This window comes from Paenibacillus sp. 598K (genome assembly GCF_003851045.1).
GTDB lineage: Bacteria > Bacillota > Bacilli > Paenibacillales > Paenibacillaceae > Paenibacillus_D.
In genome coordinates this window covers 1-696 of the sequence record NZ_BFBX01000085.1, presented here as the reverse complement: position 1 = coordinate 696, position 696 = coordinate 1, and the positions used below count along the sequence as shown (strand labels likewise).

The 696-nt window shown below is 57.9% G+C and carries 1 protein-coding gene; it reads right to left on the bottom strand.

Annotated elements, in window-relative coordinates; translation table 11 throughout:
* Positions 1–89: 89 nt before the first annotated feature.
* Complete coding sequence (locus PA598K_RS23255; protein WP_128659260.1) at positions 90–623, bottom strand: DJ-1/PfpI/YhbO family deglycase/protease; 534 nt, start codon at positions 621–623, stop codon at positions 90–92.
* Between the last annotated feature and the right edge of the window lie 73 nt (positions 624–696).

The window sequence follows — 696 nt, the reverse complement described above, 5'->3', positions numbered from 1 at the left end:
ATGTGGAGGCGGAGGCCTGTTATTGCATCGGGATCATGCGCCCGTTAAGCTGTGTTCCGGTTTCCGAGCCCTTCGCCCGGAGGCCTTGTTCAGTAGGCGGATACGCCGAGCTTGTCGATCGTCTCCTGGATGAACGCAGGCTCATCCTCGGGCGAGCGGGAGGTGACGAGGTTGCGATCGACGACGACCTCCCGATCGACGAACTCGCCTCCGGCCTCACGGATCTCGCCTTCGATCTCCGGATAGCCGGTCAGCGTGCGCCCCTTGAGCAGTCCAGCAGAGGCAAGAATCTGAGGACCGTGACAGATCGCCGAGATCGGCTTGCCGTCCGCGTCCATCTGCCTCACGAAGTCGAGGATCGGCTTGCTCTCACGCAGCTGGGAAGGCGACTTGCCGCCCGGGATGATGACGGCGACATAATCGTCCGGGTTCGCCTCCTCGATCGACAGATGCGTTGTGTAGGTGATCGTGCCTTGCTTGCCCGTCAGCTCCTCGCCCTTCTTCAGACCGATGATGACCGCTTCGTCGCCGTTTTTGGTGATCGCTTCATACGGATTTTTCATCTCGGAATCCTCGAATTGGCCAGCCAACAGAAATGCTACTTTTCTCGTCATTTGTTTCATTGGAATAACACTCCTTTGAAGAGACATGACGATAGCATGCCCCTTAAGTTACGGTTTATTACCCTGCCCCCCC